The sequence below is a fragment of the Sphingobium sp. genome (genome assembly GCF_003248505.1).
GTDB lineage: Bacteria > Pseudomonadota > Alphaproteobacteria > Sphingomonadales > Sphingomonadaceae > Sphingobium.
This window is the reverse complement of sequence record NZ_QFOA01000094.1, coordinates 1-9,690: the sequence shown is the minus strand read 5'-3', so window position 1 is coordinate 9,690 and position 9,690 is coordinate 1. Positions and strand designations below refer to the sequence as shown.

6 protein-coding genes are annotated in these 9,690 nt (G+C 61.3%); 2 read left to right on the top strand and 4 right to left on the bottom strand.

Going from position 1 to position 9,690, the window contains the following annotated elements; genetic code table 11:
• Window positions 1–371 precede the first annotated feature (371 nt).
• On the top strand, window positions 372–659 hold the full coding sequence (locus tag DI606_RS18025; RefSeq protein WP_293985281.1) for a DUF1488 family protein: 288 nt from the start codon (window positions 372–374) through the stop codon (window positions 657–659).
• 51 nt (window positions 660–710) lie between these two features.
• Here DI606_RS18025 and DI606_RS18020 read toward each other — a convergent pair whose 3' ends face one another.
• From DI606_RS18020 to zorA, 4 genes are all read right to left on the bottom strand, one after another.
• Window positions 711–3,932, bottom strand: a complete 3,222-nt coding sequence (locus DI606_RS18020; RefSeq protein ID WP_293985280.1) for a DEAD/DEAH box helicase — start codon at window positions 3,930–3,932, stop codon at window positions 711–713.
• Complete coding sequence (locus DI606_RS18015; RefSeq protein WP_293985282.1) at window positions 3,929–5,482, bottom strand: EH signature domain-containing protein; 1,554 nt, start codon at window positions 5,480–5,482, stop codon at window positions 3,929–3,931. The genes DI606_RS18020 and DI606_RS18015 overlap by 4 nt, the downstream gene beginning before the upstream one ends.
• A 116-nt stretch (window positions 5,483–5,598) precedes the next feature.
• A complete protein-coding gene (locus DI606_RS18010; RefSeq protein WP_293985279.1) occupies window positions 5,599–6,309 on the bottom strand; it encodes an OmpA family protein in 711 nt (236 codons plus the stop codon).
• A 5-nt stretch (window positions 6,310–6,314) separates the two neighbouring features.
• On the bottom strand, window positions 6,315–8,297 hold the full coding sequence (gene zorA / locus DI606_RS18005; RefSeq protein ID WP_293985278.1) for an anti-phage ZorAB system protein ZorA: 1,983 nt from the start codon (window positions 8,295–8,297) through the stop codon (window positions 6,315–6,317).
• Window positions 8,298–8,489: 192 nt separating this feature from the next.
• Here zorA and DI606_RS18000 point away from each other — a divergent pair, with 192 nt between their 5' ends.
• Window positions 8,490–9,656 carry a TerB N-terminal domain-containing protein gene (locus DI606_RS18000; RefSeq protein WP_293985277.1) on the top strand — a complete coding sequence of 389 codons (1,167 nt, stop codon included), beginning with the start codon at window positions 8,490–8,492 and terminating at the stop codon, window positions 9,654–9,656.
• Window positions 9,657–9,690 lie beyond the last annotated feature (34 nt).

Here is a 9,690-nt window from a genome sequence, read left to right as displayed (position 1 = left end):
GCACCGCAAGTTCGCCGCCTAACATCAACCCCCTGACGAGGTCCGCACTCCGCTAATCTACGCCGCGAGTTGTGCCGAATGTTCTGACGACGGACAGATAGACGATGTTGCCCTCGTGAGCGCGAGCGGCGATACTGAATGCTGTCGAAGTCAGGTTCATCGGCTGCGGCTCGGGAAAGGCGGAGAGTTACGGACCGATCCCGCTGCCGGCGCACCTCTGTCCGTCTCCGTGCCTGCACCCGTGCGCTGCAAGTTCATGTTCTCTCCTGCATAGTGGATGAGAGAGAACAAGAGATCTTCCACTCCGTTCCACTATGCAGAGTAATGTCGTATTGTGGCCACAGGCTGCCCTCTGGCGGAGCATTGAGGCGATGACGAAAACCAGTGTCCAGTTCGAGATGGGGAACTACGAATGGGTGTCCGAGCGAGAAAGCGTCGGCTTCCTCGGCATGACCGACCTCGGCGAGGTCCCGTTCCTTATAACCGCTGACGCACTTTGCGAGATGCTCAATCCCGAGCTGGATGGCATCGATTCGGAGACCGCGCTCGAGACTTTCGTGGAGTTCGAAACGGACATCCACCGCATTGCCCGCCGCGAATTCGTGAAGAGGCTAGGTGGCGAGCCACCCATCCTAATCACTGCCGCCGATCTTGAGTGAACCGCGCGTGCGGATCGTCCCCTCAATGAGTCCACAGGCTCGACCGGCCGCCTAATCGACGGGCCGCAACTCGTCGACGTCGAAGTCGCGAAGCCCAATTTCGCCGCTGCCATTGAGCATGTCGCTCGCTAGCGAACGCTTCCGCTCCAGAAGCTCGTCGAGCTTCACGTCAAACGTCTTGAAGTCGCCTGCGGCGACGGTCGGATAGTAGACGAAGACGTCCTTCGTCTGGCCGATCCGATATGCCCGGTCGGTTGCCTGATCCTCCTTCGCGGGATTCCAGGTCCGTGTGAAGTGGATGACGTGGTTCGCCGCCTGCATGTTCACGCCGAACCCTACGGCCACAGGAGAGAGGACGATTGCGCCAAATCCAGGCTGTTCCTGGAAGGACCGTATCATCTTCTGCCGGCTGTCGACGGCGCTCGCCAATGCGGTTGTGTCGCCATTGATGATCTTGACGGGGATGCCGAAGGCCTCTTGCACGTAATGCTTGATCAGACGCTGGATCGCCTTGAACTCGCAGAAGATGATGACCTTCTCTTCTCGATTACGGATGGCCTCGAGAACGTCGATCAGCCAATCGAGCTTCGGAGACCGTGCCCGATAGCTTTCCACCGGATCGTAGGCGCTCCCTACGCTCTCGTCAGGGTCCGAGCACAAAAGCCTCAGCTTATGAAGGAGAGCCAGATGGCTCCCGGGCGCTGCTCCCGCCCGCCTGAACGCATCGATGGCGCTGACGTAGAGGCCGCGCTGGAACGGGCTCATATCGAGACTACGGCTAGGCTCGTCCACGACCTTCGCCTTCAGGTCGGTAGCAACATCCGCCTTCATGCGTCGGAGCAGCTGGGGCGTGATGACCCCCCGCAGTTCCTCAACCTTCGCCCTGTCGTCGTCGCTCTTTGCCTCAATCGGACGACGGTATGTTGCGCCGAATTCGTTCAGCGCGCCAAGCAGGCCCGGCTGCACGAAGTCGAACAGGCACCATAGGTCGACCAAGCTGTTTTCCACGGGCGTCCCGGTGCAGGCGATACGGAACTTCGCCTGCTGCTTCTTGGCCGCACGGGTCATCGCAGCGTTAGGGTTCTTGATCTTCTGTGCTTCGTCGCAGACCATCACCGACCACTTCTCACGCGCAAACGAGAATTCAAGGTCGCGGAGCGTCTCGTAGGTGGTGAGGACGAGGTCGGCATCGCCAAGCCAATCCGGGCGGAGGAACCGCACCAGACCCTCACGGCGGAGCTGCTCATCAACCGAAGCCCTATCTACCCGCAGACCAGCAAGACCCTCGCCATAGGCCGTCAGGATCTTCAGCGTCCCAGGCTCGAGGAACTTCTCCGCCTCCTCCTTCCAATTTTCGAGAAGAGAAAGAGGCGCAACCACCAACGCGGGCGGGGACTCGGGATCCTCCTCTCGTGCCCGCGCCACCAAGCTGAGTATCTGAAGAGTCTTCCCAAGTCCCATGTCGTCGGCCAGCAAGGCTCCCCGGCACCTATCCGGTGCCAGCGCGAGGAGGTGCTGCATCCAAGCCAACCCTTCAAGCTGGTGGTGCTTGAGCGCCACGCCGGGACGGAGACTTGTTGGCAGCCTAGCTGGCGCCGGCTTTTCTGCCAGCGCCGCAAGCCTCTCCTCCCTGTAGTCCACCTGCCCGATGTTGCTTTTGAGGATCAGCGTGGGCTTCTTCCCGCGGCGCGCAGGAACTTCTGGCTTGAACGTCCCCTTCGCAGCCTGGTCCCTCACCTTACCGAAGGTGGATACGATGGCCTCAGCTTCACGGACGGGGATGGGCGTCGGGCACCCAGTCAGAGGAACCGACGTTGCTCCGGTTACCTTTGCGCTCTCCAGCCCCACGCGCAACTCTTCCGACAGTTCGTCTGTCAGCGGCAGGATGCAAGGTTGGTCTGTTTCCGGATCGGTCCATCCAATCATCGGAACAAGGTTTTCGGGAAACCAACCGTCTCCGTCGTCCCGTTTGGCGATGTGCGGGGAGTAGAAGGACTTCTCCTGTCCGATGCCTTCGACGCGCTCCGAGTAGCCAGAGAGGTCATAGACCTGACCATGCGTGATGACACCGTCCTCACGACGGCCGAGCGCCCGACGAAGGGCTTCGCAATGCAGCCTGCTGTCGCCGTCGAGCTCGAACTCATACTCGTCCCAAGCAAACAGCTGGAGGCCACGGTCAAGGTTCCGCTCGACGCCCTCGACGAACTCGATCACGTCGGCTTCCTCAAGCATGACCTCGCGTGTCTCGATCGCCTCTCCTGCCCCACTCGTGATGAGCAGACCCAGGGCACCCTCACCATGGGTCTCCGGTGTCACGGCGGCAAACCGCTCGAACACGATGCCCGCCTGCTGCTTCGCCTCTTCGAACTGGTCCTCGTCGACGACTGCGGCCGCGTCCGGTCCGAGCGCTGCGATCGGGTTAAGGAGAAAAGCCTCGGCACGCTCGCCGGCAACGCGACGACCAGGCATGCGCTTGACCTCGCGCAGAACGGTCCCAACCTCCGGCGAAATCATCACCTGGATGATTCCATCCGGCGTAGGCAGGTCGTATCGGTCACGCACCTGACCTGATCTGTCGAACGCTTCGAGCCAGTCGGCAGGTGCGCCCTCGAACCACGGCTCGACCTCTACCAGCCCCAATCCTTCCGAACGACGAAGCGCCATCTGCAGTCGGTCCGGGGTGAGCACAACCGTCCGGTAGAGAAAGTCATCCAACGAGGCGCCAGTTCCAACCGCCAGCTGACGGATTTCTCCCCAAGCGCGACGCTGGTCAGCTTCGTTGCGCTCTTCCTCTGGACGACGGGCGAACCGCCGGATGCGGTTGATCAGGTTCCAAACCTCAGGAGAGACAAGTTGGAAGCCTCCGTCCGCATCGAGCGCACCGCCCTTTAGCTTGGCACCGGATATCGGTCGGCGGTCAACGTCGAACCAACCGTCTATCGCGACAGAGAAATCGCGGTCCGTCAGCGAATTTCGGCTCACGATCTTGGGAACCGCCCGGGTGGGCGGTGGAAGACGCAGTATCTCGAGCTCCTTCGCGGCCTCCTCGTCCTCCAGGAGAACGAACAGCTGCGCCCACGGTAGGCTATGACCACCATCGACCCGTTCTGCGAGCCCCTCGTCGGCCAGCTGTTCTAGGAGGGCTGCTGCAGCCTTCGAGCCAGGCGTCGGGTCACCACCACCAGGGAGGAATATGCCACTATCCTCGACGACGGGAGACGGCGTCACCACCGCCCGGACTTCCGGCTTCGCCTTCTTCCTTCCCCATATCATGAGCGGAGATACCAGGCGCCACGGCGCTCCGCCCAGGCGAAATTCCTACGGGTGAGTTCGTTCGAGGCGGGACCGGAACGCGGGGCGTAGGCCCATAGCGAGCCTCCTTTGTTACGGGAATCGGCGGTCTCGATCCCGTGCTTAGCGAGGAAGGCGAAGAGGTCAGCATCGCCGCGGACGTTTGAAAGTGGTGATGCTGACTTGGAAGACATCGCATGGGGCTGTGGCGGTGCGGAGGGACGTGTGCCGTAAGACGGCGTAGTGTGACTAACCTGGGGGGCACCTCTTGCGGATGAGAGGGAAGCGATGAGGCGGTCGGCCTTACGCTCCCACCGCTCGCCTACGCCGTTGTTGTGGACGATGCGCGCGACGTAGCTAGGGTGTTTCAGCGCCGTCTTATTGCCAGCCACCTGCAACTTCGACAGATCGAATGGTAGCTTCGCCGCATCGAAGGCAAACATCGCGTTGCCCTCCTCTCCGAACTCCACATAGACGTGGCCGGCGATGCGCATGATAAAGGCGTTGTTGCTTGATGCGCCCCCGCTCGTAAGGGTCAGCTTACGTCCCTTCATCATCTGCCGGAGCGCCTTGAAGCTCGGGCGCGGATCGCGATCGGCAGCGTCGCCAAGCGCGAAGTGCATGTCGCTGATCTGATCGACGTAGCGCTTCCAGAAATTGATGCGTCGCTGGTCGTTGATCCCGTCGGCAGAGAGCAGGTTGAAAAAGTCCTCGATCAGCCGCAGCTTGTGCCATGAGGACACCATCCTCCTCGTGTCCGGACGGACCAACGTCCAAAGCGTGTCGTTCCGCTCAAGCCACGGATTTCCCCACCGGCTGACGGATGTCTCACACAGCGCTGGATCGACCTCAATCGATGCGCATTCGGCGTAGCGATCAAGCACGCGGGACAGACCTTCGTTGGCGAGCACGTCGTGCTCTTCGATTAGCCCGATGACGCGTGGGAGAACATCACGGAACCTACGGTCATCAAACCTCACCGCGGCGTCGATCTGCGCCTCGAATATCCGCTGTCCGATCCAAGACGTATCGCCAACGGAAAGATCGCGGCGAAGGACCTCAAGCGGATCCCCCTCGCCGGTCAGGATCTCGGCGCCGTAGCGAGTGCACGGGTCTTGCGTGAGAAGGTTCGCATGGTCGTCTATCGCGGCCAGCCAGTCGGGCGCCTGCCCGGAGCGCTCCAGCTGCGGGAGGTTGTCATTTAGATATTCCCTGAGCACCCGCCAGTTCCGATCGCCAGCCCCCCGTGCACTGCTAGGGTCGTAGTTTACATAGCCGTCGAGGAGCCCACGCCAGCATCGTCTGTATGGGCGAGGCATCGATCTGAATGAGTCTATCTCGCTCAGCAGCGGATCGAACCGCTCACCGTCCTCGATCAGGGCGGGTTGCCCCACCGACCGGAGGCGGGTGCCCCAACTTACTAGGCGGGCGGACCGGACATCATGGAGCCTCCCCGTCTCGCGAAACCTGACAAGCTCCGTCTGGATACGGTCGTTCGACGCGCCGGCGCCCGCACCAGCTCCGCTGAGCATAGCCTGGAGTGACTGCACGTGCCCCTTCAGAGCGCGGAGGTCCGGTTCTGGCATGTCCCTGAAGGCCGCAGCACCGACATCGGTCAGCCGCTGCTGCAGTCTGGCCATCCTCGGGCTCAGAGGGTGCATGTGCCGAACTCGCCTTCAAACGCGTCTACCGCTGCAGCTGCAGGCTCGTCTACCCCGAAGAACTCCAGACGAAGCTCGATGCGTCGACTTGCGTCCAGCGACGCCTTCGCCGAGTTGGAGGAATAGCCCCCGACGAGGAATAACCGCCGTATCTCCTCAAGTTCACGCCGATCCATCGGCCGCTCGCCTGCTTGCGGTCGAGCCATGAGAGCGCAAAGAACCCGCTGGCTGCGCTGGAGGCTGAGGTTCAGGTTGTAGAGGTAGCTGCCCCTCCGATCGGTGAAGCCCTCGACTACGATCCGCTTCAGCCAACGTTGCCCACCCTTGTCTCGTGCGATCGCGAGGACCTCGGGGACGAAGGACCGCAGGAGTTGCTCCTGCTCCGGACTCAGCGCGTTACTTGCCGAGTCGAAGCGGGCGCGGTCGCCGAAGTCGATAACGGCCCGGTTCCTATCAACGCGGATTCCCTGCTTCTTCGCAGCCTTGTCGATGCGGTCGAGGAGCTTGACGATCTCTGCCTGTCTCTCGGCCTCGAGCTGCTCGCGCTCCGAGATCGTGCGGGTGACTGCCAGGAGCGCCACGCTCATCACAAGCAGGAACAATACCATCAGGGCGGTCATGAGATCGGCAAACGAGATCCAGAAGGGCTTCTCCCCCTCCTCACGGCCCCGGTTCCCCATTGTTACCCGCTGGAACATTCAGATCACGCCGCCTGCCGACCAGTGGACGGGAGCGAGGCCTCCAGCTCTTGGATCGCCTCTTTAAGCATGCCGGTGGCGCGCGAAAGCTGGGTGTGAAACTCGCGGTTCGCCTCCACGACGACACCGCGCATACCTTCCGAGAACTTCTCATGCGACTGGCCGATGACGTCAGCAACCTCATCAAGGAAGCCGTCCGCCTCGGTTTGCGCCGCGACCAGCTTCTGCGTGGCGCCCTCGATCCGGCCGAGGACATCCGCCGTGAGGCTTGCCTCTCGGGACGCATTCTCCACCGTTGCGCGCAGATCCTGGACCATGGTCGTGACGGCATCGCGCGCAGACCGGTAGTCCGAAATGACGGAATCGAGCCCCCGTGCCGCCCCGGCGACGCTGCCTGCCGCCTCGGATAGGCCCGTCGTGACGTTGGCGATCCTGTCAAAGCCCCCGACGACTTCGCGACCTGAGTTCTCTAGCTTATTAGCGGCGGCAAGGAGCGTGTCAGCGCCGCCGTTGAGCCGGACGAACGCATCTCGCGTCGCGGTTTGGACGCCCGCCGTCATCTCTCGGATCGCCTCCACTAGGCCATCCACATTGGACGAGATCGCGCCGACGGATTCACGCATCTGCCCGACATGGCCAGCTGCCGCGTCGGCGCGCCTGCCGTCCTCTTCCGCCTGCAGCCTCGAGCGGTCCGCCGCTTGCTTCTCGATGGCCGAGATGGCCTGTGCCATGCCTTCGCCAAGGGCAGTCAACATGCCCTGAACGCGTGTCTGGGTCGCCTCCTGCATCTCGCCCGTCGACGATCGGATCTCGTCGATAACGGTGCGGAGCTCCTCCGACATCGCTGCCTGCTTTGCCTCCACGGCTTGGACGACCTCAAGGAGCTTTGTCGACATTGTGTCGGAAGCCCGCGTTCCGGCCGCTTCCACGTTGTCAGTCAGGTCCTGGAGCTTCGAGACCGCCGTCTGCATCGCGTCGATCGTGCGCTGTTGCATGTCGCCGATGCCCGACAGCTGGGTGCCGAACATGTTCTCCAAGCGGTCGCTGAAGCTGGCGAGCACGTCCGTCAGGAGCTTTGTCACCGCAGACGACTGATCTTGGCTTACTTGGCCGACCGCGCCGGCGATCTGGTCCAATGGCCCCTTGAGCGCTTCAGTTAGGGCGCCGGCAATGGTGGTGCCCAGCTCGTTAGAGCGCTGCACTGTCGCATTAATCTGGCGGTCCGCGAGTTCTGTGAGAATTTCCCTCAGGTCAGCTACAAGAGCGTCCTTCAGGATCTTGGTCTGGCTAGCTGCATCCTCCGAGGAGCTAACAAGGCGCGCCAGATACTCCTCGCCCGCTCCTGCCTCATAGGTCGCGTCTATCTCGTGGGCGAGCTGCGTCACCTTGCGGTAGAGGCTATTCAGCCGGAACTTCTCGAGGCCGGTGGTGATCATCGCGAAAATGATCGCGATGGCCGAGACGATGAAGGCCTCGCTGACGCCGTGCAGGAGAGCGGTCAGGCTGTTCCGAACCACTCCAGAGTCATCCGAGATCTGGAAGGAGTTCAATCCGGTTAAAAGACCGGTGAAGGTCCCGATGATGCCGATGCCGGTAAAAATGCCGGGAAGATGCTTGAAGAATTCAGCATGGACGCGGTTGTCCACTACGGCATGTGGCGAAAGGAACATCTCTGCTGGCACCGTCGAGCGGATAGCGCGCTCAACCATCTCTCCAGTCTGGACGTCCAAGTCCTTCTGGACGTGGAGCGTCTCCCGATACTCGTTGAAGATGGCCGCGATCGCACGGTCTGGTTCGAAGCAACTAGAGAGGTCGTTCAGACCCTTTGCCCGCGCAGCCTCCACGTTCGCGATGATCAGCTTGAGGTTGGCGTCGAGCCGATTCGCGGGAATGAAGAAATACCGGAAGAATGCGATCGCCAGAGCAACGAGAACCAAAAACACAAACACCGGTATCACCGGAATTCCGAACAACGTCATTTCGCTCATTCCCCCAATCGCCGAGAACCTCCCGTGATTCCCACGCTCGGGCGGCTCGACGCATCATGCTGCTATATTCGCATCTATTATTCTATGCCTAACATCGACTGATTCAGATCAGTTTGCCCATTTTTGGAAGAAGTAAGGCTCTGGCAATCCGCATAACTTTGGGACAGTATCGACTCATCGGGGGGAAGAGTGATGGCCCAGTCAGAAGGTTGGCTCTCTAGAGTCGCGCGCCGATTCGGCGAGATGATGTCTGGCGTCCCGGCTTCAGTGGCCGATGAGCCGACCTCAACTCCGCATGCTAAAGTGACCACCCCAGCGGTTGCGGCCACATCATCGACGAACTTCGACAGTGCGCCGCCAGGCATCAGCCTGAGCGCCAACGGCCGATACCTATTTGGTGGATACTCGTTCTCGACGCTTGAGCAGGCAGCCGACTACGCCAGACGGATGACCAAGCCGGCAGCGCCGGCGGTTGCCGTAGTTCCCGTTCGACCTTCACCGCCAGCTCCCACCACATCGAAGGGACAACGCGCCGCCGCCTGCTGGGTCGAAAAGGCGACTTCAGTTATGGTGGGCACACGGAACGTCACTGTCGACATGGTCTACTATGGCACTCCTGCCCGACATGACCCCGCCCGTGACAAGAGCCGGATCGATCCCACGCTTCCGATCGATCCCCGAGGTGATCGCTCGGGCGACACCCTCACATACTGGCAGAGCTACGACCGTTTCGACCCGCGTGCGCGCTGGACCTACCTCGACTGGCTGGAAGGTGGCCGAACAGATTCCACCATCCCTATCGGCTACGTCTTCGTATTCTTCTACGGCCTCGAGCAGCGCCTGCTGGTAGATGACGCCAGAGAAGAGGCCCCCTCGATTTTCGGGGAAGTCCGGCGACTCCTTGCGATACATGGAGAGGACTACTTGTTCGCGTCCTACGCGTCGAAGCTGCTCGCCCTGTCCTGCCTCTACGGTGAAGACAGCGATGAACCGATTACGAAAGCGCCGCTACACAATTACGAGATGGAGCTGCCGCTCAATCTGCGTGTGCGGCTAGGCAGTCGCATCGAACGCAATCAGTCCTTCGGGGCGGACGACTGTCTACTGTGGGTGCTTTCGCTTCCTGACGTCTATCTGCGAACGCCGGGCCAACGTTGCTTTGAGGAGCTGCTCGACCTCTGGCGCGTGCGCTTCGCGGTCCGCAATCCGGAAGGCCTGCGGGTCAGGCGGCCGAAATCCAAAATCCGGTCTCAATATCAAGCTGCAAGCAATACGTTCTTTCGTTCGATCGAATTTGAGAACGGCGGTGCAAAATTAGACCACGGTAGCGGCGGCGAAGTGCTGCTGCGGGCGGCGTAAAAGTCGTCCACTTTTTCCCTTTTCGCGATGCTGG

Coding starts and splice junctions, on each gene's coding strand:
- DI606_RS18025 (WP_293985281.1), top strand. CDS start 372: ATGACGAAAACCAGTGTCCAGTTCGAGATGGGGAACTACGAATGGGTG.
- DI606_RS18020 (WP_293985280.1), bottom strand. CDS start 3,932: ATGATATGGGGAAGGAAGAAGGCGAAGCCGGAAGTCCGGGCGGTGGTG.
- DI606_RS18015 (WP_293985282.1), bottom strand. CDS start 5,482: ATGCTCAGCGGAGCTGGTGCGGGCGCCGGCGCGTCGAACGACCGTATC.
- DI606_RS18010 (WP_293985279.1), bottom strand. CDS start 6,309: ATGTTCCAGCGGGTAACAATGGGGAACCGGGGCCGTGAGGAGGGGGAG.
- zorA (WP_293985278.1), bottom strand. CDS start 8,297: ATGAGCGAAATGACGTTGTTCGGAATTCCGGTGATACCGGTGTTTGTG.
- DI606_RS18000 (WP_293985277.1), top strand. CDS start 8,490: ATGGCCCAGTCAGAAGGTTGGCTCTCTAGAGTCGCGCGCCGATTCGGC.